Source organism: Glycomyces sp. NRRL B-16210 (assembly GCF_000719515.1).
Lineage (GTDB): Bacteria > Actinomycetota > Actinomycetes > Mycobacteriales > Micromonosporaceae > Glycomyces.
In genome coordinates this window covers 145,694-170,667 of sequence record NZ_JOGR01000001.1, presented here as the reverse complement: position 1 = coordinate 170,667, position 24,974 = coordinate 145,694, and the positions used below count along the sequence as shown (strand labels likewise).

General features: G+C 69.3%; 22 protein-coding genes and 1 CRISPR repeat array. Of the genes, 7 read left to right on the top strand and 15 right to left on the bottom strand.

The features are described from left to right. Window positions 1–2: 2 nt before the first annotated feature. From cas7e to IF12_RS0100740, 4 genes are all read right to left on the bottom strand, one after another. Entirely contained in the window at window positions 3–1,154 is a 1,152-nt protein-coding gene (cas7e, locus tag IF12_RS0100755) for a type I-E CRISPR-associated protein Cas7/Cse4/CasC (RefSeq protein ID WP_030144359.1), read from the bottom strand. After that, window positions 1,151–1,777 carry a type I-E CRISPR-associated protein Cse2/CasB gene (gene casB, locus IF12_RS0100750; protein WP_030144358.1) on the bottom strand — a complete coding sequence of 209 codons (627 nt, stop codon included), beginning with the start codon at window positions 1,775–1,777 and terminating at the stop codon, window positions 1,151–1,153. Before casB ends, cas7e begins: the two co-directional genes overlap by 4 nt. Beyond that, window positions 1,737–3,356, bottom strand: coding sequence for a type I-E CRISPR-associated protein Cse1/CasA (gene casA, locus IF12_RS22460; RefSeq protein WP_081912836.1), 1,620 nt, complete (start codon window positions 3,354–3,356; stop codon window positions 1,737–1,739). The genes casB and casA overlap by 41 nt, the downstream gene beginning before the upstream one ends. A gap of 442 nt (window positions 3,357–3,798) precedes the next feature. Beyond that, entirely contained in the window at window positions 3,799–6,525 is a 2,727-nt protein-coding gene (locus IF12_RS0100740) for a CRISPR-associated helicase/endonuclease Cas3 (RefSeq protein ID WP_030144356.1), read from the bottom strand. A 264-nt stretch (window positions 6,526–6,789) separates the two neighbouring features. After that, a CRISPR array of direct repeats spans window positions 6,790–7,004; the repeat unit is 25 nt; unit sequence CTCCACGCACGTGGAGGTGTTCCGT. A 161-nt stretch (window positions 7,005–7,165) separates the two neighbouring features. Between IF12_RS0100740 and IF12_RS0100735 the strand changes: the two genes are divergently transcribed. Beyond that, window positions 7,166–7,840 carry a GPP34 family phosphoprotein gene (locus tag IF12_RS0100735; protein WP_030144355.1) on the top strand — a complete coding sequence of 225 codons (675 nt, stop codon included), beginning with the start codon at window positions 7,166–7,168 and terminating at the stop codon, window positions 7,838–7,840. Window positions 7,841–7,847: 7 nt separating this feature from the next. Here the strand turns inward: IF12_RS0100735 and IF12_RS0100730 are convergent, their stop codons facing one another. Then, window positions 7,848–8,303, bottom strand: a complete 456-nt coding sequence (locus tag IF12_RS0100730) for a hypothetical protein (protein WP_030144354.1) — start codon at window positions 8,301–8,303, stop codon at window positions 7,848–7,850. Window positions 8,304–8,494: 191 nt separating this feature from the next. On the opposite strand from IF12_RS0100730, the gene IF12_RS23590 reads away from it, so the two are divergent. Then, entirely contained in the window at window positions 8,495–9,082 is a 588-nt protein-coding gene (locus IF12_RS23590; RefSeq protein ID WP_133884128.1) for a DUF1707 domain-containing protein, read from the top strand. Between the two features lie 77 nt (window positions 9,083–9,159). Continuing rightward, window positions 9,160–9,879 carry a DUF981 family protein gene (locus IF12_RS0100720; RefSeq protein WP_030144352.1) on the top strand — a complete coding sequence of 240 codons (720 nt, stop codon included), beginning with the start codon at window positions 9,160–9,162 and terminating at the stop codon, window positions 9,877–9,879. Between the two features lie 13 nt (window positions 9,880–9,892). Here IF12_RS0100720 and IF12_RS0100715 read toward each other — a convergent pair whose 3' ends face one another. The 3 genes from IF12_RS0100715 to IF12_RS0100705 all read right to left on the bottom strand — a co-directional run bounded on the left by IF12_RS0100715 (window position 9,893) and on the right by IF12_RS0100705 (window position 13,227). Further along, the gene (locus IF12_RS0100715) at window positions 9,893–11,095 is read right to left on the bottom strand and encodes a sulfotransferase (RefSeq protein ID WP_133884127.1); all 1,203 of its coding nucleotides are present in this window, start codon (window positions 11,093–11,095) and stop codon (window positions 9,893–9,895) included. 277 nt (window positions 11,096–11,372) lie between these two features. Further along, the gene (locus tag IF12_RS0100710; protein WP_030144350.1) at window positions 11,373–12,194 is read right to left on the bottom strand and encodes an NADPH-dependent oxidoreductase; all 822 of its coding nucleotides are present in this window, start codon (window positions 12,192–12,194) and stop codon (window positions 11,373–11,375) included. Between the two features lies 1 nt (window position 12,195). Next, on the bottom strand, window positions 12,196–13,227 hold the full coding sequence (locus tag IF12_RS0100705; protein WP_030144349.1) for an aldo/keto reductase: 1,032 nt from the start codon (window positions 13,225–13,227) through the stop codon (window positions 12,196–12,198). Between the two features lie 195 nt (window positions 13,228–13,422). Here IF12_RS0100705 and IF12_RS0100700 point away from each other — a divergent pair, with 195 nt between their 5' ends. Together IF12_RS0100700 and IF12_RS0100695 are read left to right on the top strand one after the other, a co-directional pair. Then, a complete protein-coding gene (locus tag IF12_RS0100700; protein WP_030144348.1) occupies window positions 13,423–14,487 on the top strand; it encodes an LLM class flavin-dependent oxidoreductase in 1,065 nt (354 codons plus the stop codon). 125 nt (window positions 14,488–14,612) lie between these two features. Next, a complete protein-coding gene (locus tag IF12_RS0100695; protein WP_030144347.1) occupies window positions 14,613–14,978 on the top strand; it encodes a nuclear transport factor 2 family protein in 366 nt (121 codons plus the stop codon). 11 nt (window positions 14,979–14,989) lie between these two features. On the opposite strand, the gene IF12_RS0100690 is transcribed toward IF12_RS0100695, so the two are convergent. From IF12_RS0100690 to IF12_RS0100670, 5 genes are all read right to left on the bottom strand, one after another. Beyond that, window positions 14,990–16,261 (bottom strand): DUF2786 domain-containing protein, encoded by a 1,272-nt coding sequence (locus IF12_RS0100690; protein WP_051703798.1) that lies wholly within the window; start codon window positions 16,259–16,261, stop codon window positions 14,990–14,992. Window positions 16,262–16,364: 103 nt separating this feature from the next. Further along, the gene (locus tag IF12_RS0100685) at window positions 16,365–17,300 is read right to left on the bottom strand and encodes a sigma-70 family RNA polymerase sigma factor (RefSeq protein WP_030144345.1); all 936 of its coding nucleotides are present in this window, start codon (window positions 17,298–17,300) and stop codon (window positions 16,365–16,367) included. A 9-nt stretch (window positions 17,301–17,309) separates the two neighbouring features. Next, a complete protein-coding gene (locus IF12_RS0100680) occupies window positions 17,310–18,497 on the bottom strand; it encodes an NAD(P)/FAD-dependent oxidoreductase (RefSeq protein ID WP_030144344.1) in 1,188 nt (395 codons plus the stop codon). A 306-nt stretch (window positions 18,498–18,803) separates the two neighbouring features. Next, window positions 18,804–19,697: an ABC transporter permease subunit gene (locus tag IF12_RS0100675; protein WP_035747995.1), complete on the bottom strand. Its 894-nt coding sequence runs from the start codon at window positions 19,695–19,697 to the stop codon at window positions 18,804–18,806. Then, window positions 19,694–20,602, bottom strand: a complete 909-nt coding sequence (locus IF12_RS0100670; RefSeq protein ID WP_030144342.1) for an ABC transporter ATP-binding protein — start codon at window positions 20,600–20,602, stop codon at window positions 19,694–19,696. Before IF12_RS0100670 ends, IF12_RS0100675 begins: the two co-directional genes overlap by 4 nt. A 420-nt stretch (window positions 20,603–21,022) precedes the next feature. Here IF12_RS0100670 and IF12_RS0100665 point away from each other — a divergent pair, with 420 nt between their 5' ends. Together IF12_RS0100665 and IF12_RS0100660 are read left to right on the top strand one after the other, a co-directional pair. Beyond that, complete coding sequence (locus tag IF12_RS0100665; RefSeq protein WP_030144341.1) at window positions 21,023–21,226, top strand: cold-shock protein; 204 nt, start codon at window positions 21,023–21,025, stop codon at window positions 21,224–21,226. 256 nt (window positions 21,227–21,482) lie between these two features. Beyond that, the gene (locus tag IF12_RS0100660) at window positions 21,483–21,863 is read left to right on the top strand and encodes a hypothetical protein (protein WP_030144340.1); all 381 of its coding nucleotides are present in this window, start codon (window positions 21,483–21,485) and stop codon (window positions 21,861–21,863) included. A 129-nt stretch (window positions 21,864–21,992) separates the two neighbouring features. Here IF12_RS0100660 and IF12_RS0100655 read toward each other — a convergent pair whose 3' ends face one another. Further along, entirely contained in the window at window positions 21,993–22,655 is a 663-nt protein-coding gene (locus tag IF12_RS0100655; protein WP_051703797.1) for a hypothetical protein, read from the bottom strand. Between the two features lie 19 nt (window positions 22,656–22,674). Beyond that, window positions 22,675–24,894 carry a hypothetical protein gene (locus tag IF12_RS0100650; RefSeq protein WP_133884126.1) on the bottom strand — a complete coding sequence of 740 codons (2,220 nt, stop codon included), beginning with the start codon at window positions 24,892–24,894 and terminating at the stop codon, window positions 22,675–22,677. Window positions 24,895–24,974 lie beyond the last annotated feature (80 nt).

The following is a 24,974-nucleotide window of genomic DNA, read 5'->3' as shown; positions in this document are numbered from 1 at the left end:
GACTACTCGCTCGGAATGAGCTGGGCGACCGCGGCGTCGACGAGGTCGTCAAAGGAGTCGGCAGCGTCACCGAGGCTCTTGAGGTCCTGGTCGAGCACCTGGGCGTGGCCGGCCCAGGTCCGCCGCGATGCGCCGAGGAGCTTGGTGATGCGACCGGCATAGTCGTCCAATGTGTCCACGGCTCGGCCCAGGTGGCCGTCATCGACGGCGCGGACGGGCCGTTCGAACGCGGCGGCAAGGGAAACGGGCCGGTCGGAGCGAACGGCGAGATGGACGAGGTCCGGGGCGGTCATCGGGGCGGTCGGCCGGTCCTTCCCGGTGGGAACGGTGCGGATGAACGCCTGCGCAAAGGAAGTGATCAACTCCGCCGCCGCGGTGCGGTCGCCGCCGAGGTTGCGCAAGAGCCCGTCGAGGTCGATGTTGGCGTACCGGTAGAAGGTGCCGGCCGTGAACAGGGCGGTGCTGATGTGCCCGGAGCCGGGGATGCCCGCCCGCTGCTCGATGTCGTCCACGGCCGAGAAGAAGTCGAACTCCGGCGAGGTCTCGTGCACGGTGAAGGCATGGGCCATCTGGACGGCACCGTCCACATTAGCTCCAGGTAGTTCGGCGAGCATGCGCCCGAACAGGTTGATCGTGCCGTTGCGCGAGCCGAGGACCGCCGCGATCTCATCTGAGGGCAGGATGCCCTTGCGCTTCTTCTCGGGCTTGGCCTCCTCCTCGACGATCGCGTCGCGATGCGCGGCGGCGATCGCCGTGAGCTCGTCGAGGCCGGCTTCGGGCAGGAAGAGCAGCACCGAGGTCGTCAGGATCTCCTCGTTCTTCTCGTCCTTGCTCTTCTCGAGGTTGATGCCTTTGGCGCCGGTCGAACGGGCGACCTGGCGCCCGGCCGCCTCGGCCTCCTCGATCGGCCAGTCGTGGGCGTTGTGGAGTCGCTCGGCGACGCCGCGGACCACCCGGCGGGTGCGCACGGCAGGATCCCCGAGTTCGGCCTCGACGTCCAGGCGGATGCGCCGCTTCCAGGACTGGCTGGAGATGCGGGTGCGTTCGGCTCCGCCGAACACCACCGTCTTCGGATTGCCCTCCTCGTCCCTGTTCGGGTTGGAGAACGGCAGCGTCTGGAGAGCGTGGAGGTCGAGGAATCGGGGCTGGTTCACGTCGTCTCGCTTTCGGCGTTCGGGTCGTTGCTGAGCTTGGCGGCCTTGATGCGGTTGAGGTTCCGGTGGTAGTCCTGGATCCACCACTTGGCGATGCTTCGGCGCCGACGGCGCCAGTCGGCGAGGTCGGTGATGAGGCGGACCCAGTCCAGGGGCACCAAGGCGCCGCGCAGGTGCTGGACGGTCCTGGGAAGCAGGCGGTGGATGCCGTCGACGTTCTGGCGGCTGAGCAGGATCAGCCGATGCAGCCCGGCATCCTGATTGGATATATTGCGTTCTCCGACACCGACGGCGAGGGCGGAACCGAGGTTTCGCGCTCGATTCCCGTCGGGTCCGATCTCCAGATCCTTGGCGCGTGCCGTGGGCGGTTGGGCGCAGATCATGGCGGCCACGGTGACGAACGCGCGCTGCTCGTCGGCCACCGCTGAGCCCGAGAAGCAGTCGTCGGGAACCGCCTGCTCGGGCAGGTAGTCGATGAGGTGCCCCCACGCGTGATCCCAGGCGGGGCTGTCGGGGCGTTGCCCGAGGCAGCGTTTGAGGGTCGCGCGGGGTCCGGGCTGCTTGAGGACGGCCGGGATCAGCTCACCATTGCTCCTCTTGGTGTCCTGGGTCAGTGCCGCCACCGCCCGCCACGCTCGCTGCGTGCGGGACGGCGGAGGCGTCGTGGTCGTTGGTGCCGTCATGGGCTTTGAGTTCCTTTCGCCAGCCGCGGAACAGGCGGGCCCGATGGGTCTCGAGTTTGGTGATCGCGCTGGGGCTGACCGCGTAGACCTCGGTGGCGCGGTCGAAGACGTCGGTCGCGATCCTGATGAAGGCGTTCGGAAGCGAGGGGAGCGCGCCCGTGTCGAAGACCATGTCCCAGAACGATTGGCCGGCTCGCGACCAGTACCGGGCCATGGCCGGTCCTGTCCAGGAGGCTTCCTTTTTCGGCTTGCCGGCGAGATCGGTCCACGCGGCGTTCAAGGTTCGTTGGAGATGCCGACCGACCTCGTCGCCGGCGTGATGGGCGTTCTCGATGCGGACTTCCAGTTTGTGGTCCTCCAGAGCGGTCAGCACCGGAGGCGTGGTGGTCTCGAAGTACGCCTTGTCGCGGGTCTGGCCGTCCTGCTCGTAGCCGAACGCGCGGATCCGCAACCGCCGCAACACTTCCCCGGGAAGGCTGGGGCGGGCTTTGAGATCGACGATGACCTGCGGGTGCGTGACCGACTTCTCGGCCGGAACCTTGAGGACCAGCGCGTCCAGATCGCGCCAGATCGCCCGATCGGCTTCGGCATAGCGCGGGTAGCGGTCCCCGGTCTTCGGGTTGACCTGGTACGGCACATACGGATCATCGGCGGGAGGGTGCGCGCTGCGCCATGCCCACGTCAGATACGCGTCCACGACGTGCTCGACGGACTCGTCGGGGACGAGGAGGGCTCCGTGGCGGAACCGGTTGGCCAGCCGCCAGCCGATGCCGGATCCCTCCGGGGGCAACGCGAGCGGGTCGTGCAGGTCCGCTTCCCAGATCGATGCGCCGGACCGATCCGGATCCGGCGGCAGGTACACCTGGTTGAGCAGCAGCGTCTCGAAGAGGTTCGCCCCCCACGGATGGACGGAGAGCGTGCGGCGCAGCGGGCCGGCACCGGTGTCGGCCTTGTCCATCGCACCGACGGCCCGCGCAGTGCACCGGCCCGAGGGGCCGTAGTACATCCACGCGAGCAGATGCCACACGGCTTCGGCCGCGGGCACGGGCTGCGGCGAGTCGTCGCGGTCGTGGGAGAGGAACACCTGGTTCGCTCCGGCGACTCGGGTCCAGGCGAACTTGCCGACCCCCGAGGTCGACTTGCACTCGGAGGCCAAGCGCGGGTCTTGGAGGAACGGACGCTCCCCGAACAGCGAGAGGCTCACCGCTGCACCGAGAGCCCGGTCGACGGCGGCCGGATCGAATCCAGTCCTCGTGCCGGAGAGGAGGTCGAGTCGCCGGCGCTGCCACTCCCGCTTCGAGTCGATGACGTCGAGCCCGGTGATTCGTGCAGTCAGAACCGACAGGACTCGCATCAGGCCGGCGCCCGCAGGAGCAAGCGGAGCATGAAATCCCGAGATTTCACTCGCACGAGTGAACAAGGTCCGCAGTCCCACTCGCTCAGGAAGGGCTGAGCCCGGGTTGACCCAGGAGACCGGAATCCACTTCTCGGTCGCCAAATCGAAGTCGTTGCCGCCCATGAACCTCCTCGTTCCAGCGCCGCAGCACCCTTACGCGTCGACAAAGGACGCGGGGTGCTTTCACATCATGCCACCAGCCGCGGGTCCTGTGTGCACCCGGATTCTCACCGACCCGGGCTATAAGGTGGCCCGAGAGTTCTCCACAGCAGTGGAGGTGAACCAGTGGTAACTGGAAGTCTCTCAACTTGTCAGGCTTATTCCACTGAAGTGGAAGTGTCGGATGGCAGGCGCGCAAACGCCTGCCATCCCTTCAAATCAGTCGAAGCGTGATCCAGGTGGCCACCAGCGCGCTGAGAGAGCCGACGGCGATGTACTTCTCCCACCGCCCAGAGCCGCCTTCACAACGCCGTTTGCGGTGTTTTGCCACGAGACTCTGTCCTCTCCATGCTTCCTACTTCGTATCGGATCATCTTGGACAAGGTGGTTACTGGGACGTTCTCGATCAGGAAATCTCCAGCCCAAGCACGCTATCAAGGAGGAATCCCCTTCCCGCCACTCTCGAAGCTTCGACACGCCCGTCGCTGTCGACTCGATGTACCAGCGGCACCACAAACTTGAGCTGGAAGTGGTCCTTCCACTCCGGACGCGGCTTGACGGCGACTTCCCCGCGGCTATGAACGAGCAGGCTTCTGCGGACGGGCACGGTGCGTTCGATGATCGCCGCGACGTCCGTCGTACTCCAGCGCATCCGCCCTGAGTCGGCAGTCGGTTGCGGCAGCGGAACAGTCCCCTCCGGGTCCAGGCATAGGTCTCCTCCACGATCGAACAGCGGTAGAGCCCTTACGGAGTCGGCGTCGAAGCGGGTCGAGACGTGCTCCTCGACGAGCCTGTCTTGGCCCGAGAACTCGCCCACCGACCCCAGGTCCCTCGGCTTCGGCACACGCCAGCGCTCGGCCTCACCGTGGCGCACCATCGCCTCGGCCAGGCTTTCCCTCTCGGCCTGCTCATGCCCGGCGATGAGCGACGAATCCGTGTAGAGCTCATCGATCAGGCCCTGCACCTCTCCGGGGAGACGCACAGCGCCTCCGTTCCGGCGCAATAGGAGACGTTGGGTCCGGATGAGTGAGGCGAGCGGGTAGACGTACGACCACCGCTTCGGCACCACCGGGTCCTCTCCGCCTTCCGGCACGAGCACGACCAACCTGGGATGCTCTGCCCAGGCGGGTCGCCGCGCGTCGTTCTCGGGATGGCGGTGCCCGCGACCGGCGCGCTGCAAGAGCAGTTCCATCGGTGCGAGGTCACTGATGATCAGGTCCATGTCGATGTCCACCGACTGCTCCAGCACCTGAGTGCTGATGATGATGGTCCGCCCTGAACGGTCGGCGTTCTCACCCCGGCCGAATCCCCGGACCACGTAGTCGGTGATCGTTTCCCGCTGCCACATCGGCATGTTCGAGTGCAGCAGCACCATCTCGACGTCGTATCCCTCGCGCGCGATCCATTGCGCGACTTGGATGTAGGTCTGCTGGGCCTCCTTCACGGTCGTGCACACCACGGCAGCGCATCCGCTCCCGGTGCACAGCGCCTCGAGTTCTCTGGCGAGAGTGGGACCGCGCTGCAATGCCTCGTCGACCGTCTCGCATTCACGCAGGTCGATTCGGAGCGACCGCTCTTCACTCTCAGCGACGGAGATCGATTCGCGGACCGGCTCGTGGCGGTCGCGTTCAAGGAAGACCCAACCGGGATATGAGGGCGCGGCCTTGGCACCGGGGTCCCGGCCGAGATAGGCCTTGGCCAGCTCGCGGGCTATCGATTCGGGAAGCGTGGCCGACATCAGCACCACCGGGACGCCCAGGTGCCCGCACCAGGACAGGAATCCGCAGAGGAGGACCCGCACGAACTCGTCGAAGGCATGAACCTCGTCGATGACGATCGTCTTGTTCGCGAAGGCGAGCATTCGAAACGCGTTGTACTTCAACGGCAGCACGCTCAACAGGGCTTGGTCGATCGTGCCGACGCATACCGGCGCGAACGCGGCCTTCTTGCCGCCGCGCAACCATTCGGTCACCTCGGCCAACTCCCGTGCGTCGTCGCTGACTTCCGCTTCGGGGGATTCCGTTTCGGAACGGAGTCGCCGAAGCCAAGCCATGGAGTGCACCAGGTTCACCGGTGCCGCATCGACGGCGTTCCGCTCGACGTACTCGACCAGCCTGGACTCCATCGCGTTGGAGGTCGCCATGGTCGGCAGTAGGAACGCCATGCCCGCCGTGCCGGTCGCCGCCCCCAGGATCCGAGCGGCGTACAGCGCCGCTTCGGTCTTCCCGAGCCCCATCTGCTCGGTGACGATCAACATGCCGGAACCTGATACCGCCTGCGGAAGGTTTTCCAACAGGCTCGCTTGCAATCGGTTGGGCTGGAATCCGAACTCCTCGGCGAACTCGGCCTCACGAACCTTGAGGCGAACCAGACCGGACCGGGCCAACTCGCCTTCGGTGGCGGCGATCGAGCCGGCGAGGAATCGTTCTAGAGACTGCGGATCGCCTTGCGGCGGAACGTGGGTCATACGGGAGCGGACGAATCCGGTTCGACTTGCCAGCCAGTCCGCGAGTACCACGACCGCGCACATGACCATTTGCGCGTCAGGGCAGAAGTCGGCCGGTTTATTCGGCACGCCCACCAAGTCCTGGACCGCTGCGGCAATCGCGGTGCGTTGACTGCCCCACGGCCCTCCTCCGAGGCCTTTTTCTCGGACCTTTTCCTTGGAATACTCGCCTGGTTGCAGTGTGGTGAAAATGCCGTGATGTCCGCCGACCACCTCGGCCACTGCCTCGGCCGTATCCTCCGGCCAACCGAACTTCTCCTTCAAAGCGGCACCCAACCACAACTGGCCGGCCGCGGCGTGATTGCAGAAGTCACCGTCTCTGGGGAATCCCTCAGGTGCGGCGAGCCCTTCGTCGTCGCGGAACTGGAAGCCCGGACAGGCCTTGCCGATGTCGTGAAGTCCGGCCAAGAGCATGGCCCAGGACCGAGTCTCCTCAAGCGACAGGTCCAACTGGTCGGCCAGCCATTCTTGAAGGTGCTGGGACAGGTATTCGTCCCAGACGCGCCCTGCGAACGCGGCGGCGTCCAGCAGATGACAGATCAATGGATAGGTCCTCGGCCGCTGGTCTTCGGTGCCCAAGCCGCGCGACTTTCCCCAGAGCAGCAACTCAACTAGATTGAAGCTCAACCGGAACCTCCAGAAACCAGAAGTGACATGTGCCAAATCGGATCTTCTCAGCACACGCTGACAATCACAACGTCCGAAAATGGACCGTTGCTCGACGCATGGTTTTGTGTAGGTTCCAGAACCCACAGGCTGGGGGCCAAACGACCATGTCGCCAATGGAACTGCGTTCTGGCTCAGGTGGATCGCCGTGCTCAATGAAGCTGCTCACGCCTCGCCCCGACGCTCAAAACGAACAATCGGCCTTGTAAAGTTGCAGTTCAGAAAGCCTGCGCTCCACGCACGTGGAGGTGTTCCGTCCGCGGACGGACTAGGGGTGCCGTGCCTGCTCTGCGCTCCACGCACGTGGAGGTGTTCCGTACGGCACCATGATCCAGGTCAGCCGCGAGCTCTGCTCTCCACGCACGTGGAGGTGTTCCGTGCGCCCCGGAGGAGTCGACGAGCTGGTTGAGCTGCTCTCCACGCATGTGGAGGTGCTCTCTCGGTCTTCGAGAAGGTATGGCCCTCCGTGACCGCACAGGCGTTGCACCAGCGGAAGGCTTCCGGCGAAAGTGCCGTGGCATGGTTGCGATTCAGCGACTGCCTTGTCCTCATGCCAGCGCCGTGGTCAGCGGATTCGGTGGAATTCGCATAGAGTCGGGCGATGGAGACGCTTGTTGTGGAAGACCTGCTGCTGCTTCTGCTCGATGACGAAAAAGGGCACATCGCCGGGGAGGGCACCCTCTACTACACCCTCGGCGGCGCCGTGCTCCTCGAGCTCGCGCTCACCGGGCGCGTCCGCGTCGAGCCCAAGAAGTCCGCCTTCGGCAGCTCGACCATCCAATCCGTCGGCAGCATCCCTCCCACCGACCCGATCCTCGCCGACGCCTTCACCGTCGTCGCCAAGAAGCCGCGCACCGCGCAGACCTTCATCCTCATGCTCGGCCCGAGCCTCCGCACCAAGGTCACCGACCGCCTCGTCGAACGCGGCCTCGTGCGCCGCAACACCAAGAAGGTCCTCGGCCTCTTCCGCTCCACCACCTGGCCCGCCGAGGACACCCGTCACGAAGCCGAACTGCGCGAACGGATCCGCGCCATCCTCGTGGACGGCGCCGAGCCCGATCCACGCACCGGCGCGATCATCGCGCTCCTCGACGCCAGCGGCCAGATGCCCCTCGTCCTCAAGTTCCCCGGCGTCCCCGCGCGCGAGATCGCCAAGCGCGTCAAGACCGTCTCCGAAGGCGTCTGGGCCGCCGAAGCGGTCAAGAACGCGATCCTGGCGACCAATGCCGCCATCACCGCGGCCACCACCGCCGCCGTCATCAACACGGTCTCGTAGCGGCGGGTCACTCCAGGGTGGGCCCCACGTCGGCCGCCTCCTGGATGATCGCCACGATCTCGGCCCCCGAGTCGCTGAACACGCATCCGCCGTTCCCGTTGGTCAGCCACTCATCGCCGGCCACCAGGGACCAGGAGTACGCCGGGATCGCCGTCGTGCAGACCCTCTCGTTCTCCGGGTCCTCGGGGAAGTCCGGTTCCTCCACCAACTCCCCGATCCGCGCGACCTCCTCATCGGTCAAGGCCCCCGAGCCGGGCTCGGTGCCGGTGCGCTCCCAGGTGCCGTCCGGGGCGATGTTCACGATCGCCTCCATCACGATCGCGTCGTCCTCGCCGCGTTCGGAGACGGTGAAGATCACCTCGGGCATGGACGGCGGGTCCTCGGCGTCGGCGCTCTCGTCCGCCTGCTGCCCGCAGGCGCTCAAGGCGAGGAGCGCGGCGGCGATGATGCTGTATCTCCACATGTGTCTGAGACGCGCCCGAGGCTCCCTCGGTTCCCGACTCGGGCGCAAATGTGCCCGGAAGGCAAGGCACGTCAGCGTGAAGGCCCACCGGCGGACCCGCTGCGGTCCGAGACACGGGCGCCCGGCGCGCCGCGCAGAGAAGCGTCAGGAACCGGTATCTTCGAACATGGTCCGAGCAGAAGGTGAACCGCATGTCCGCGCCCGATCCGAACATCCGCCTCTCCAACGCCCAGCGCGAAGCGCTCATCGGCAAGCTCCACAACGCCGCTGAGGAGGGCCGCCTCGACCTCGACGAGTTCGCCGAGCGGTCCCGGCGGGTCTACGGGGCCAAGACGTACGCCGACGTCGAGCGGCTCCTCGCCGACCTCCCCGAGGAGGACCGCGCCCTGCCCGTCCCCGTGCGCGCCAAGACCGGCGCGAGCGTCCCCGACCTCGTCCTGGACCCCGAGCACAGCCGCATCAAGCGCGAAGGCGCCTGGACCGTGCCGCGGCGCATCACGGTCAAGCCCAAGTTCAGCCCGATCACGCTCGACTGCCGCCACGCCGAGTTCTCCGCGGGCGACATCGAGATCGACCTGACACTCCACCACTCGCGGTTCACGCTGATCCTCCCCCGCAACGCCTCCGCGGTCGACGACGGCGTGCGCCTCAAGGGTGGCCGGGTCGACAACCGGTGCCAGCAGGCGGCCGGCGGGCCCCGCTTCCACCTCACCGGCGAGACCCTCTGGTCGCGCATCACCGTCCGCCACGAGCGCCGTTTCCTCTGGTGGCGCTGGTAGGGAGCGCACGACCGCGTCTCAAGCGGTGATTCCTCGGTTTCCGGAAGTTCCGGTCATCTCGGGCTTACGATCCGGCCATGGATCTCGCAACGCCCATCGCGGCGGGCCTGAAGATCGACTGGGCCCAGATGCCGACGTACAACACGATCATGTCGGTCGCCGCCGGCGCGGGCCTGCTCCTCGTGGTCGGCTTCGCCCGGCGCCTGGCCGACCCCGGCCGCGCGCTCAACGCCGAGGGCTGGTCCATGGCGTTCGGCGTCCTCGGCACGATCCTCACCCTCACCGGCCTCCACATGACGCTCACCTGGCCGCTGGCCGCGGGCGGGTTCCCGTTCGACAACGTCATCTTCGGCGAGCCGAGCCTGGCGTTCGGGGTGCTACTGCTGTTCGCCGCGTTCTACCTGTGGCGCCGCGCCGAGCGCCTGGAGGAGGCGCCCGACCGGATCGCATCGGTCGCCGCGACGGCCGGCCCGGTGTCGGTGTTCGTGCTCGGCATGGGCCTGGCGTCCATCGCGATCGCATGCGCGGGCGTGGGCTACGAGCTGTTCGCCGCTCCCCCGGAGGAACCGATCTCCGGCGCGTTCGCCGACTACCCGATGGTCGAGGCCGTGTTCATCTCCGGCCTGTACGCGCTCGTGGGCGTCGGCGGCGTGCTCTTCCCGTTCGCGCTCAAGGCCGGGCGCACCGCGGCCTTCAAGGTCACGCAGGTCTGCTGGTTCCTCGCCGGGCTCGCGTTCCTGCTGTTCGGCGCGATGAACTACTTCACGCACATCGGCCTCATCGTCAACACGATGTAGCCGGGGGTCGGGTTCAGCGCATGTTGTGGACCATGCGGGCGTAGTCGCCGAAGGCCCGGTCGATCTGGTCGGGGTCGAGACCGTAGTGGCCGAGGCTGTACTCGTGGCCGCGCTTCATCCACGGGCGCTCCATGGCCGCGCGCAGGTTGTCCTCGTCGGCGCCCTTCCACTCCATGCCCAGCTTCGCGAAGACGCCCGGCATCTCCTCGTACGGGTTCGCCGTCAACTGGTGGTAGGAGACGTCGACGACGCGGTCGCGCGCGAGCTTCGAGCGCGAGTCGCGGCCGACGCGGATCATCTCGGAGAGCATCTCCAGCCAGTCCCGGCCGATGTCGTGCGGGTCGTACGTGCGGTTGCACAGCGCCACACCGGTCTCCATGAGCGAGCACCAGGAGCCCATGACGGTGTTGGGGTCGCGGTGCGTCCACATGATCTTCGCGTCGGGGAAGACCTTGAGCAGCGTCTCCAGGTGCTCGAGGTGATAGGGGGACTTGAGGACCCAGCGCTTGCGCGGCCCGCCGGACTGGAGCACCTGGAGGACCCGCTTGTAGTACATGAAGTCGGGCAGGAAGTCGCGCTGCTCCAGCCAGCGGCGGTAGCCGGGCATCCGGGAGCACACGAGCCAGTTGCGGCCGTGGGGAAGGGCGAACACGCACTCCTCAGGGGACTCCGGCTCCATCGCGTGGATCTGCGGCAGCGCCGGGGAGAACTTGTGGCCGAAGGCCGCGGACTGCTTGGCGACCTTGATGCGGCGCTTGCGGTCCGCCTCGTCCATGTCCGCTCGGTCGGTCGCCTGGAGCTCCCACATCAGCGGCGCCCGGTTGCCCTCGTGGCGGGCGAGGATCTTGTGCGCCAACGTGGTCGCCGTGCGCGGCAGGCCCGTCACGATGATCGGCGCCTCGATCGGCTCCTGCGCGATCTCGGGGTGCTCGGCCAGCAGCCGGCGCACCCGGAAGCGGTTGGTCATGCGCCCGCGCAGGTCGCTGGTCGTGCCCAGCCAGCCCACGCCCGACATGCTGGGGACGGCGGCGGCCTCGCGGATCAGGAACCGGTACTCCTCCAAGAACGCCTCGTCGCCCTCGGCGGTGCCGCCCGAGGCCTCCTCGGCCTGGCGCACCAGCTTGTCGAACGCCGCGTCGACGTCCCTTCGCTGGCGATTGGCCGAAGACTGCATCATCGCGTTGACGGGGCCGACCATTCGGGATACGCGTCGCACGGGATCCGGGTCCTTTCGAAGGGGGCGCAGAGGGCTCGCCAGCGAATCCTGACACGGACTGGCACGGACGGTGCGACCGGGCCCAGTGAGTCCCAAGTGCGCGACAGTGTTCCGAGCGTCACCCGATGCTGAAATGACACCGTTTAGTACCGGGCGCACGGTATTCGGGCGGCACGAACGGGCCCGGGCGAGACCGGCGATGCCGGTCCGCCCGGGCCCGTTCGGGAACGTCGCGACGCGCGCCGGGGCCGCGAAACCGCGGGCGTCCGGCGCGGTCTCAGCGCGAGGGCAGGCCCAACTTCTCCAAGACCTCCCGCAGCAGGTGGCGCCCGCCCATCGACTCCGGGCCCTTCAGCCTCGCCAGGACCCGATCGCTCCAGGTCCCCGGCAGGCCGAAGCGCCTGTTGTAGGCCGCGAGGCGCTCGTCGTACACCGGCAGGTGCGCGTCAGAGGCCGCCGCGTCGTACACCTCCCGGTGGAGCACCGCCTCGCGCGGCAGCCGCGGCTTGACGTCCGCCTGCTCGGCCGGATCGGGCTCGCCCACGGCCAGCCCGAACACCGCCACCGCGTGCGGCGGCAGCCCCAACTCCTCGGCGACCTCCAAGGGCCGGTTGCGGATCGCGCCGACGAACACCGTGCCCAGGCCCAGCGACTCCGCCGCGACCACCGCGTTCTGCGCCGCCAGCGCCGTGTCGATGAACCCGATCGCCGTGGTCTCCAGGTAGTCCACGGCGTCCACGCCGGTCCCCTCGCGCTCGGCCAGGCGCCGGGCCCGGTCGAGATCGGCGACCCACACCAGGAACAGCGGCGCCTGGTCGATGAACTTCTGGCTGCGCGCGAGCTCGGCCAGGCGGGCCTTGCGCTCGGGGTCCCGCACGGCCACAACGCTCCACGGCTGGAGGTTGGAGGAGGTCGGCGCCGACTGCGCGGCCGTCACGAGCGCCTCGAGTTCGGCCTCGGTCACCTCGCGCGGCCCGAACAGGCGCACCGAGCGGTGCGCCAACTGCACGCGAAGGACCTCGTTGGCCACCTCCAGGGCCGCGTCCGGGTCCCCGTAACGGGCTGCGGCCGAAAGGGTCTTGTCGAGCTGGTCGGTCATGTCAGCGCCCCAGTCCGGTGCCGTCGACGCCGTGCTCGTCGATCACGGCCAGCTCGTCGTCGGTGAGCGCCGGGAAGTCGAGGGCCTTGACGTTGTGGTCGAGCTGCCAAGTAGAAGAGGCCCCCACGAGCGCCGAGGTGACCTCGGGGCGGCGCAGGACCCATTGCAGCGCAAGCTGGGCGAGCGACTGGCCGCGCTCGGCCGCGAGGTCGTTGAGCGCCGAGGCCCGCTTGCGGTACACGTCGTCGATCTGCTCGGGCTTGAGGAACGCGCTGTTCTCCGCCCGCGCCCCGGCCGGGATGTCCGTCAGATACTTGTCGGTCAGGAGCCCTTGCGCCAGCGGGGAGTAGACGACCAGGCCGAACCCGTCCTTCGCGGCCAGGTCGAGCAGGCCGTTCAGTTCGGGGGTGCGGTCGAAGATCGAGTAGCGCGGCTGGTGGACCAGGAGCGGCACGCCCGCGGCGCGCAGCAGCTCGGCGGCCTCGTGGGCCTGCTCGGGCGTGTAGTTGGAGACGCCGACATAGAGGGCCTTGCCCTGCTGGACGGCACTGGCGAGCGCGCCGACGGTCTCCTCGATCGGGACCGTGGGGTCGGGCCGGTGGTGGTAGAAGACGTCGACGTAGTCGGTGCCGAGGTCGCGCAGGCTGTGGTCGAGGGAGTTCAGCAGCGACTTGCGCGAGCCGCCCTTGAGGTAGGGGCTGGGGCCAATGGGGTTGCCGGCCTTGGTGGACAGGACGATCTCGTCGCGGTACGGGGCGAGGTCCTTGGCGAGGACGGTCCCGAAGCCCTGCTGGGCGCCTCGGTGCGGGGGGCCGTAGCGGTCGGCGTTGTCGAAGTGGGTGATGCCCAGGTCGAAGGCGTGCAGGATGATGTCGCGCTGGGTCTGGGGCGGGTGGTCGGTGCCGAACTTCTGCCACAGGCCGAGCGAGAGCGAGGGCAGGTCGAGGCCCGAGCGCCCCGCGCGGCGGTACGGGAGGCGCTCGTACCGGTCCTCGGCCGCCGCGTAGGTCTTCTCGAAAGCACCGTGTGCCATGGGGTACGCCTTTCAGTAGTGCGGTCCGCGGTCGTTGGGGCGCGACCGTCGGGGTCAACCTGCCACGGCCGGGGCCGGCCGCGGAGGGCGGGGAAACAGTCCTCGCACAATCTCTATCATAGCGATAGGATAAATAGAGAATCAATGCCTCGCACACCGCGACGACACGACCGCACCGACAGGGAGACCCCGCTCATGAGCTCCGAATACCTCTGGTACATCCCCAACCAGGTCAGGCCCGGCCACCGCGGCGACGACACCGTCGAAGGGCACAACAGCCTCGAAACCCTGACGTCCCACGCCAAAGCCCTCGAAGAGCACGGCTGGGGCGGCGCCCTCATCGGCACCGGCTGGAGCCGGCCCGACACCTTCACCGTCGCGACCGCTCTGGCAGCGCAGACCACGACGTTCAAGCCGCTCATCGCGATCCGGCCCGGCTACTGGCGCCCGGCGAACTTCGCCTCGGCCGCGGCGACCCTCGACCACCTCACCAAGGGGCGCGTCCTGGTCAACATCGTCTCGGGCCAGGACAACCTCGCCGCCTACGGCGACAGCGAAGGCGACCAGGCCCAGCGGTACGCGCGCACCAAGGAGTTCATCCAGATCGTGCGCAAGCTCTGGACCGAGGAGCACGTGACGTACCAGGGCGAGCACTTCCAGGTCACCGACTCCACCGTCTCGCCGCGCACCGTGGTGGACGGCGAGCGGCGCCACCCGCGCCTGTACTTCGGCGGCGCCTCCGAGGCCGCCGAGAAGGTGGCCGCCGCCGAGGCCGACGTGCAGCTGTTCTGGGGTGAGCCGCTCGACGGTATCCGCGAGCGCATCGAGCGCCTGCGCAACCTCAGCGACAAGCTCGGCCGCGAGCACGCCCCGCTCGAGTTCGGGCTGCGGATCACCACGCTCGTGCGCGACACGACCGAGCAGGCCTGGGCCGACGCCGAGGCGAAGGTCCAGCAGATGGCCGAGTCGAAGGGCCAGAGCTGGCGCGACTTCAAGCGCAAGACCGCGGTCGGGCAGCAGCGGCTGCTCGACCTGGCCGAGCGCGGCGAGGTGCTCGACGACAACCTCTACACGACGCCGGGCAAGTTCGGCGGGGGCGGCGCGGGCACCACCTGGCTGGTCGGCTCGGCCGAGGACGTGGCGAAGTCGCTGCGCAAGTACGAGGCGCTCGGCCTGAGCCACTTCGTCCTCTCCGACACCCCGTACCTCCAGGAGATCGAACGCCAAGGCGACCAACTCCTCCCCCTCCTGCGGGACTGAGCCCCTCGAAGGGTGCGGCGTCGTCCCGGGACGACCGCCGCGCCCTCGGCCGGGCGCGCGGATTTCCGGCGCGGTGTCGGCGGCTCCCGATACGTTGGAGCCGACCGCAACCTGGAAGGGGCGCCATGTCGGCGAACACCGAGACCGTCGAGACCTATCTCGACGGGTTCCGCAAGGGCGATCACGAGCAGATCCTGTCGTGCCTGACCGACGACATCGAGTGGACCGTCTACGGCGCCTTCCACCTCACCGGCAAGGCGGCCTACGACGCGGCCATCGACGGGCCCGGGTTCATCGGCCCGCCCCGGCTCGAAGTCGTGCGCATGGTCGAGCAGGGCGACACGGTCATGGCCGAGCTGACCGGCAGCGCCACCCGCGACAACGGCGAGGTCATGCGCATGTCCATGGCCGAGGTCTTCGTCATGCGCGGAGGCAAGATCGCCGAGCGCCGGGCCTGGGTGATCGAGTTGAAGGAGAACGACTTCCGCTGAGCCCGTTCAGGTCAGCGGCGGGTGATCGGTTCGCCCGGGGTCAGGCGGGCGGCGTCGGCCGCGGCCCGGCCCGCCACGTGGCCCTCGTAGTCCGAGATCCGCAGGGAGCGACCGGTTTTCAGGCGCGGGAAGAGCGCCTTCGTTCTCGCCGCGACCTGCTCGTCCCGCTCGCGCATCACCGGCACGAGGTCCGTGCCGGTCTCCTCGGTCATCTCGCGGGCCGTGTCGTCGGCCGATTCGCGCAGGCGCTCGCCGATGCGGAACGCGAACGAGGCCAGGAAGGACTGGCGGAACGAGCGCGTCCGCGGGCGGCCCGAGGCGTCGGTGCGCGAGCCGGCACGCGTCATCGCGGCGGTGGCCTGGACGAGGAGCGAGTTGTACAGCAGCTCAACGGATCGCAGGTCCCCGCGGTCGCCGATGAGGGTGGTGAAGCCGCCTTCGGGCCAGTGGACGGACTTGCAGTGGTTGGCGTGGGCGATCTGCGCGAGCAGCTCCGATTTGGACGACTCGTACGGTCGCTCGATGAGGACCCGGATCGCCTCCGGTTCGCGCCCGCCGGACTCCGACCGCGACAAGAGCGCCTCGTTGATGCTGTGGCGCGCGATCAACTGCTGCGCCTTCGCGGTGAACGCCTCGGCCTCGGCGTCGGAGTCGGTCGACTCGGCCTTCGCCAGCAGCGCCCGGATCCGTTCGTACACTTTGGAGGATTCCGAGCCGGTGAACCCGTGCACGAGCACCGGGCTCCCGGGAAGCGGCTCGACCTTGGGGATGTCGGGGAAGCCGTCGAGCTCGTCGAGCGCTTCGAGCGCCGCGGCCCACAGCACGATCCGGTCCCACCGGCCCAGGCCCGCCGAAGCCGCGGCGAGGCCCGCGAACGGGGCGAGTTCGGCCAGCGCCTCGCGCTGGGCGATCCAGCGGTCGCTCAGGTGCGTCTCGGGGTAGCGGGCGAGTTGGCCGCGCATGAGGATCGCCCCGGCGCGCACGGCCTCGGTACTGCGGGAGCGGCGCAGGGCGCCCACGGCCTCCTGCGGCATCCAGCCGCGCCGCCAGGCGTGGTCGATCGCGTCGTCGCCGAACTGCGTGAAGGCCCGGGCGAGCGCCGCGGGCCAATCGGGTTCCCCCGAGAGCCCTTCGAGGCCGGAGGCGGTGTCGACCCAGTCGGGCGGTTCGCATCCGCCGCAGTCGCAGTCGGTCTCCTGGAGGGCGCCGAGCACGGCGTGGCGGGCGCGGGCGTCCAGCGGCAACGCGTGCAGGTCGGGCGGCGGTACGGTCGCTGCGCGCACGCGCCTGCACGCCCGCGCCTTGCGCCGTCTCTGGTTCTTTGCTCCCACCGAATCCCCCGAACCAGCGTACGCGGTATCGGCGGTCACCCGCCCGGTGCGGCCGTCACCACGAGGCGAGGATCGGGTCCTCGTGGTCGGTGCGCCGCCACTGCTCGGTGAGGCGCCCGAGGCGGTCCTGCCCGGCCGTGCCGTGCACGTTGGCGATCCGGCCCTCGCGGACGGCGAAGACCACGATGCCGACGACCCTGTCCCCGATCGCGGCGATCAGAGCGGGCGAGCCGTTGACGAGGCCCGCGTGGATGCCCGGGGAGCCCCCGGCGATGCGCCGCTTCGTCTCGGTCGGCTTGAAGCCCGCGCGCAGGATGGCGGCGATCCGCTCGGGGTCGGTCTCGCGCAGGAGCCGGCCGCTCAGGCCCGCGCCGTCGGTGACCGCGGTCGCGTCCTCGGTCAGCAGCGCCACAAGCCGCCCGGTGTCGCCCGAGGCGGCGGCCTCGACGAAGGCCTCCACGACTGCTCGCGCGGCGGCCCGGTCGATCTCGCCGGAGACCCGTTCGGCCGCGACGCGGCGGCGGGCGCGGTGGGCGTGCTGCTGGCTCGCGGATTCGGAGATGTCGAGGATCTCGGCGATCTCCGCGTGGCTGTGCGAGAAGGCTTCCCGCAGGACGTAGACGGCCCGCTCGACCGGCGGGAGGCGCTCCATGAGCATGAGCACGGCCAGCGTGACCGACTCGCGCTGCTCGAAGGTGTCGGCGGGGCCGAGCATCGGGTCGCCGTCGAGGAGCGGTTCGGGCAGCCATTCGCCGACCGCCCGCTCGCGCCGCGCCCGCGCCGACCGGAGCCGGTCGAGCGCGAGGTTCGTGACGACCTTCGTCAGCCACGCCTCGGGGACCTCGATGCGCTCGCGGTCGGCGCTCTGCCAGCGCAGGAACGCGTCCTGCACCGCGTCCTCGGCGTCGGCGGCCGAGCCGAGCAGGCGGTACGCGAGCGAGGCCAACCGGTCCCGGTTGGCCTCGAAGCGCTCCACGGTGGCGGCGTCCATGGTCCGACTCTAGGCGGGGGCCGCGGCCCTGCGGCGTTCGGACGCGGCGAGGCGGCGTCGGCGGGTCGGCAGCCCGTACGTCGGGTGCGCCATGTTCCAGATGGTGCCGCGGTAGACGAAGTTCTTGAACCGCGAGGCGCCGCGGCCGCGCAGTGCCCAGGACTTCGAGCGGGCGTCGCCGTCGACCGCCTGGAAGATCCCGTCCCGGCCGCCGAGGCTGATGCAGTTGCCGAAGTAGGTCAGGGCGGTCTTGGGCGTCCTGTGGCCGGTGAGGTCGCCGACGATCGCGGCGGTCGCCTGCATCCGCGTGAATCCGGCCGAGGCGCAGGACATCGGCAGCGGCCGGCCGTTCTCGCCGACGGCGTGGACGCTGTCGCCGGCGGCGTAGACCTCCGGGTGCGAGACCGACCGCATGTAGCGGTCGACGCTGATCTGGCCGTTGCCGGCGACCGCGAGGCCGCTGGCGGCGGCGATGGGGTGGACGGCGAACCCGGCCGCCCACACCGTCGCGTCGGCCGCGAAGACCGCACCGCCCGCGGCGACCGCGCCGGTGGCCTCGACGCGTTCGATCGCGGTGCGCTCGTGGACGTCGATGCCGAGCCGGTCGAAGGCGGCGAAGAGGTGGCGGCGGGACTTCGGGCCGAGCCAGCCGCCGAGTTCGTCGCTCGTGGCGAGGGCGACCCGGAGTCCGGGGTGGGCCTCGGCGATCTCGGTGGCGGCCTCGATGCCGGTCAGGTTGCCGCCGACGACGAGCACCGAGCCGTGGCCGTCCAGCTCGTCGAGGCGTTCGCGCAGTCGCAGCGCGGCCGGTCGCGCGGCCACGTGGAAGGCGTGCTCGGCGACGCCGGGGACGCCGTGGTCGGCGGTGGTGCTGCCGAGCGTGTAGAGCAGCGTGTCGTAGCCCAGGCGGTCGGTGCCGGAGTCGTCTTCGACGGTCACGGTCCGGTGGTCGGCGTCGACGGCGGTGACGCGCGCCAGGCGCAGCTCGACGCCGGTCCCGGCGAACATCTCATCGAGGCCGTGCCGGGGCAGGTCGTGCCCGGCGGCGACCTGGTGGAGCCTGATGCGCTCGACGAAGTCGGGTTCGGCGTTGACGACCGTGATCGCGAAGTCGTCGCGGTGGAGGTGGCGGGCGAGGAATCCGGCGGCCGAGGCCCCGGCGTAGCCGGCCCCGAGGACGATGATGCGGTGCTTCATGGGCTCGCTCCTGTCTGTTCGCTTGCCCTCTGAACGGGGCAGGGCCGCGATCCATGACAGGCCGGGCTGTGGCGTGCGCCACCGGATCGCGGCATCGGGCCGGGCCGTCGGGCCGGGACACGGCAGTGCGCCATCGGGTTGCGCCACGACACTGCGCCACGACACCGCGCCACGGCGCTGCGGCGGGAAGACGCGCCGGTGCGATGCTCCCCGTGCGCAGTGCGCCGGGACGGCACGTCACCGCAGCGCGCGGAGCGGAGGAGCGCCTGGGCGCTCCTCCGCTCCGTCTTTGGGCCGAACCCTCGCCTAGGCGACGTCGCGGCGTCTGATCAGCGCGAACGTGAGGGCGAGGAAGACCGCGATGTAGACGCCGAGCAGCACGGCCGCCTGGGGCCCGGTCAGCACGTCGAGCACACCGGGGGTGCCGTCCGCTCCGTCCGAGGCGGCCCCGAGGGCCCCCGCGAGCGAGCCCGCGCCCGAGCCGGGCAGCAGGTCCGTCGCGTACGAGAGGCCGTCGATGAGCGCCGCCGCGCCGCGCAGCAGGTTCTCCACCGCGAACGTCCACAGCAGGCCCAGGCCCACGCTCAGCGCGGGCCCGCGCGTGACCGCGCCGAGGAACAGGCCCGCCGCGGCCCACATGCCGAGGATCAGGCCCGAACCGGCCACCGAGGCGGCGAAGTCGCCCCAGACGGGCGCGACGACCTCCTGCGACTCGACTGCGGCCACCAGCAGCGACAGGCCGTACGTCACCGCGGTGCTCACGGCCACGAGGCCGGCGACGCAGACGCCGACGGCGGCGGCGAGCCCGCCGGTCGCGGCGGCCCGCCCCGGGCCCTGCGTCAGCACGGTCTTCCAGGTGCCCCAGCTGTAGGCGCTGCCGACGGCCAGGGCCGCGAAGATCAGGACGATCGCGCCGCCGAACATCGGCGTGCCCGCGATCAGGGTCTCCGGCAGCGACTGCGGGAGCATCGAGTCCAGGATCTGGTCCATCGGCCCGCCCTGGAACGCGTCCGGGTCGCCGGTGGCGTAGGCGATGTAGGGGAAGGCGAACGCGAAGAGCATCTGGAGCGTGAGCCACACGCCGCCGAGCACCCACGTCGCGGGCCAGCGCACGAGCCGGCGCAGCTCGGCCCTGGTGGCGCTGAGCAGCGCGTTGTCGGCACGGGTCTTCGCCGGTGCGTTCTGGGTCGAAGCGGTCATCGCGTCGCCTCCGTCATCGTGAGGAACACGTCCTCGAGTGATCGTTCCTTGATCGCCACGGCGTGGACGTCGACGCCCTCGGCGACGAGGTCGCGGACGGCGGCCGGGACGTCCACGCCGTCGGCGTCGCCGGTGAGGACGGTGCGGCCCTCCCCGTCGTCGGTGAGGTCGAACGCCGCGCCCGCGGCGGCCTTCATGACCCGCGCGGCCCGGTCGACCGGTTCGGCGCGGACTTCGAGCATCCGGGCCCCGCGCAGCTCGGCGACGGTGCCCTCGTAGGACATCCGGCCGCCGACGATGACGCCGACCCGGTCGCAGCACTGCTGCACCTCGGCCAGGAGGTGGCTGGAGAGCAGGACGGTCTGGCCGTCGTCGCTCAGGTCGTGGATGAGCCGGCGCATGGAGGCCATGCCGGCCGGGTCGAGGCCGTTGGTGGGCTCGTCGAGGACGAGCAGGTCGGGGCGCCCGAGGAGGGCCGCGGCGACGCCGAGGCGCTGCTTCATGCCCAGCGAGTAGGTGCGGAAGCGGTCCGAGGCGCGGGAGGTCAGCTCGACCCGGTCGAGTGCCTCCTCCACGTCGTAGCGGCCCAGGCCGCGGTACCGGGCGACGACCAGGAGGTTGTCGGTGCCGGAGAGGTAGGGGAAGAAGCCGGGGCCCTCGACGAGGGAGCCGGTGCGGCGCAGGGCGTCCGCGCTGCCGGGGGCGAGGCCGTGGACGGCCGCGGTGCCGCTGGTCGGGCGGACCAGGCCCAGCAGCATCCGCAGGGTCGTGGTCTTGCCGGCGCCGTTGGGGCCGAGGAATCCGTAGACCTCGCCGCGGCGCACGGTGAGGCTGATCGCGTCGACGGCCGCTCGGCCGCCGTAGTGCTTCGTCAACCGTTCGGTCGACACGATGTGGTCGCTCATGGACCCATCGTCGGCGCGGCGGGCCGGGGCCGCATCAGCGCGAGAGCGTAACCGGGCCTCCTCGCTGGAACGTAGCGAGGAGCGGCGGAGGGCGGAAATCATCTGAAATCGGCAACGCGTTTTCAGGCGAGCCCTCCGATAATCGACGCCGTTCGAGTGTTTCCAGCCATATATTCGAACCGGCCCCAGGGCCTGGGGCTGGGAAAACACTCAGATGTGAGAAGTGTTTCGGCATTCGATGTCCGCTCGGCGGCGAAAGTGCTGTAAGGTCCAATGGCCACTCCGATTCGAGAGAAGCGGAGGGGTGAAGCGCCAGAAATGGCGGCAATATCAGGCCACACGGCGGCAAGGTGACACCGGGGAGCATTCTCCGGAACTCACAGTCGTCGGCCTGAGCATCAACACCAAGGATATTCAGTAATGGCGCAAGGCACTGTCAAGTGGTTCAACTCCGAGAAGGGCTTCGGCTTCATTTCTCCGGAGGAGGACGGCCCCGACATCTTCGTTCACTTCTCTGCGATCACCGGCAACGGTTTCAAGTCGCTCGAGGAGAACCAGCGAGTCGAATTCGACATCGAGCAGGGCAACAAGGGCCCGCAGGCCGCTAACCTGCGCGCGCTCTAGTCTCAAGCTCTCGAACACGAAGCCGCTGTCCTTCATCGCGAAGGTCAGCGGCTTTCATGGTGTCCGGGGTAGGTTCGGAGCGCCGAACCGGACACGGGGGTTTCCCGGGTCGGCAACGGGGTACTCCGGGTGACGGAGTCCCCACGGACTCGACGACCACGGGGGGCGCGACGAAGCGGCCGCCGGCATTGCGCGTCGGCCCCACGGGGCGCGGCGCCACAACCGTATCGGCGGGCCCGCCGAGGGAGGATGCGACATGAAATCGCACAAGGATCTGCCCGACACGGCCACGGAGCCGTCCGTCGAGACCGACGCGCTCCGCCTGTCGGACATCGCGAACCGCGACAGCGCCGACATCGGCGACCTGGACGGTCCCGATTCGCTCGACTTCGACGGCACTGAACTGGAGCCCGTCGGCAGGGGCGGGAGCCGCACGATCCTGCTGGCCGCGGTGGCCGTGGGCGTGGCGGCCGTAGCGGTCGTCGGCCTCAAGCTCGCCTACGACCGCCGCAAGTCGTCGCGCGGCTACCGGCAGGCGGTCGACCACATCGAGGACGCGCGGGACGCGCTGCTCTCGGCGGCCGCAGAGCTGCCCGAGCGCGGCCGCGAGGCCCTGCGCCACTTCACCCACCGCTGAGCCCCACCCACCCCAAGGACCAGATCATCTCGACCACGGGACGGCGGCGACGCGATGCGTCGCCGCCGGTCCCATGCGCCCTGACCATCGTCGAACACGGTTCGACCGCACAGGAGAACCCCGATCGGCTCAGCAGAGCGGAGCAGGCCGCACGTACGGCTCCTGGAGCGCCGCAAAGATCCGACCGGTCGCCGCATCGACGGGAGGCCGGCCCTCGCACGCCTCGAAGTAGGTCCTGAGAAACCCGCGGAAGATCGCGGTGTCGATGCCGCGCTCCGCGTCACCGAGCCGAAGGGCGATGAGCCGCATTCCCTCACGGCGGCCGCAGCCGGTGCGGACCTCCGGCTGGACGTAGGGCAGGAGGATCACGCGCGCACCGTGCCCGCAGTAGAAGGACCATCGTCGGGTCGGGTCGCCGTACAGCGGATGCGGACCGTGGCAGGCCGGGTCCTCGGTTTCGGCGACGATCACGTGCGGCCGGTACCGGCGCTGCCACGCGTCGAGGGCGTGTTCGAGAATGCCGCCGCCGAGCCCACTGCCACGCAGGCCGCGGGTCACCGCCAGGTAGGTCAGGAGGACGACCGGGTGGGGCGCCCAGTGATTGCCCACCGCCGCGGCGATCGGGTTCCCCGCCACGTCGAGCGCGGCGAACACGGTAGTGGTCGAAGCCAGGCCCGTCGCGAGATCCTGATACGTCTCCAGCTCCGCGGCAGGGAAGTTCGGCTCGAGCACCGACCGGTACACCGACTCGAGCAGCGCGCCGGGTTCGGTGACCTCCACGATCCGGCCCATGCCCGCTCCCATCACGCCCTCAATCCGGCTCCGAACCGCCGGGGTTCGACCAGCGGTACACGGCCACGCTACAGGTCGCGGCCGCGGTGACGGTCAAGCCGAGCAGGATCCACGTCCACACCGCCGGCAGTCCCTGGCCCTGAAGGACTTGGACCACGCCCGCGAAGCCCATGGCGGCCATCGCCGCCAGCAGTGCCTCGATGAGACTCCGGCTCCGACGGGCGCGGCGCTCGCGCTCGCGGTCCACATGCTCCCGGAACTCGGCCGCGAGCGCGTCGATGTGCACTTCGAGGCGGTCGTTGAGCAGCTGACCGAGCTTCTCGGCGATGTCCTTCTCCGAGCGCTCCACGCCGCTGAGGAGCAGCAACTCGGAGAGCGCCTCGGTGTCGGCCGGCGAGGCCATGAAGCTCGGCGAGTGGATGAGCGACTGCACCGCACGGTATTCGGAGGCGAAGTCATGAAGCGAGACCTGCTCGCGGCGAAGGCGGGAGGCGTACTCGGCGATCTCGTTCGCATCCAGCGTGCCGTTGATCCCGTTGACGAGGGCGGTCACCTCGCGGTGGCGCCGCGCGAGACGGTCGGCCCAGACACTGCACAGCCCGTCGAGCGTGCCGACGAACTCGGCGACGGTCTCGTAAGTCCCGACGCCGAAGGTCGGCATGCCGAACGGCACGAGGATCGTGGAGTTCGCGGTGCCCACCACAAGGTTGCCGGCCTTACGCACCGTGGCGAGGACCGTGTCGGTGGGAACGGTGAAGCGCGTCCAGTCGGCGATCGACTCCACCCCGTTCGGCACCGTGTGCAGCAGCGCCTGCGCGCCGAACGCCTCGCGGAACTGGGCGCCCGAGATGAGGCGGCGCGGGTTTGCGACCGCCGCGTTCGGACCGGGGACGGCGCTGGCCCCGTAAACGGTGGCGAGCACGTGGTACCTGCCCGAGCGCGATTCGACGCCCTCGCCGAGCAGTGCGGCCACTTCGGACTGGAGGTCGACGGCGAAGTCGTGCAGGCCGCCCCATGATCGACCGTCCTCGCCACAGGTGACGGCCATCGTGCCGTGCTCGGGTGCGGCCCGGAAGAGGGTGAACATGGCCGTGTGCGGGTCGAGGCCGTAGTGGTGGGTTTCGAGCCGGAGGTAGTGGTTGCCGAGGATCGACAGGCGGATTTCTGCTTTGAGCTCGTCTACGGCCGTCCCGCCGGGGTGGGAGAGGCGCACGGGCGGGAGTTGGATCGAGGCGCCTTCGAAGCGGCGCTTGTGGAAGTCGGCGCCCGCCCAGACATCGCACAGTTCGAGCACCCGCCTGACCGCTGTGGCCCGGATGCCGCCGAGCCGGGGCGGTACGGCCTGCGAACCGAGCTTCTTGACGGCCGCCTCCGCTTCGATCCCGCTGCATCCGAACGGGAAGAGGTAGACGACTTTGACGTGGTCCAGCTTCAACCATTCGCGTTCGACCGATTCGAGCATCCTGCCCAGACAGGATCGGTGACCGCCGAGCTCGCTTTTCTGGACATAGGTCAGCGGGGCCGCTTCGGCGGCCTCCAGTTCCGCGATCGCGCCCGGAAGCGCCGACGCATCCCCATTGAGTGCGGCACGAGTGGCGACCAATGCGCTTTCAACGGCCCTGTAGTAGACGCGGCTCGCATACCAGGCTTTCAGCAGACCGCTGTGCAGCGGATCTTCTTCGTCGGTGAGCCCGCGCAGTCGATCACCCAATTCGCCCACGCGGAGATGCGCGATCTGAACGGCGTCGAAATGCCGGTCGACGTCGCCGCAGCACAAGGCGTCCTCAACGCTGATCTCCTCGACGAGTAGTCGCGTGAGCGCGTCGACGGCGTCGCAGGCACGGACCGAGGAGGCCTCGGGCACCGTGGGCCGCACCTCGGCCCAACACATCTGGAATTCCTTGAGCCCGTCGACCATTCGCACGAACTCATAGGAGAGTTTCCAGGCCCTATGGGCGACACCCCAGACGTACAGACCGAACAGGGCGGGACCGAACGGATGCGATGCGGTCTTTTCCATCGATTCTCGGAAAAGGATCGAACGCGCGAGCGCTTGCTGCTCGGTGGGAGGATCCAGCAGTTTGCCATCGCCGACGACATTCCACTGAAAATGCTCCCAAACGGCCTCGACCGATACGCCGATATCTCGTAAATGGTCGCCCAATAGTTCGAACTCATGCAATTCGGTCAACGCAGAGATCGCGCTGCGAATGCTGTCGACATCGAATTCAGATCGCATGAGGACAGTATTTCAGAGCACGGCCAGAAGCGCCGCCCCCGCGATCGAGGACCGACTCGCGAACGCCCCCGAGCTCGTCC